Origin of the sequence: Streptomyces tateyamensis (assembly GCF_003205575.1) — a bacterium.
In the GTDB taxonomy this organism is placed as follows: Bacteria; Actinomycetota; Actinomycetes; order Streptomycetales; family Streptomycetaceae; genus Kitasatospora; species Kitasatospora tateyamensis.
Genome location: NZ_PYBW01000327.1, coordinates 1 through 283, shown reverse-complemented (window position 1 = coordinate 283; position 283 = coordinate 1). Strand labels below are relative to the sequence as shown.

Sequence of the window (283 nt, the reverse complement as noted above, 5' to 3'; positions counted from 1 at the left end):
AGAGGGCGGAAAGTGAGCCTATGTCTGGTTCATCCCCTTGTCGGGAGTGAGCGGGGCGGCGGTGGTGGCTCGCCGGGAGGCAGGGGCTGAGCGGTGGTGAACTGCCCGGGTTCGATCTCGGTCAGGATTCCGTGCCTGGTCAGGCGCTTGAGCTTCGTGCGGATGTTGTTGATGTTGTTCGGCGTGAGGGGCAGGTCCATCGCCTCGCAGACGTTCCGGGCCCGCAGTGGAGCGTCCGCGTCGGCGAATACGGCCAGGATCTGCTGGTAGGCGGGACCCTCAG

Annotated in this window: 1 pseudogene; it reads right to left on the bottom strand. The window is 66.1% G+C overall.

Features of this window, described 5'->3' with window-relative positions:
• Positions 1 to 29: 29 nt before the first annotated feature.
• Positions 30 to 283, bottom strand: a pseudogene (locus C7C46_RS33595) (hypothetical protein); the annotation flags it as partial.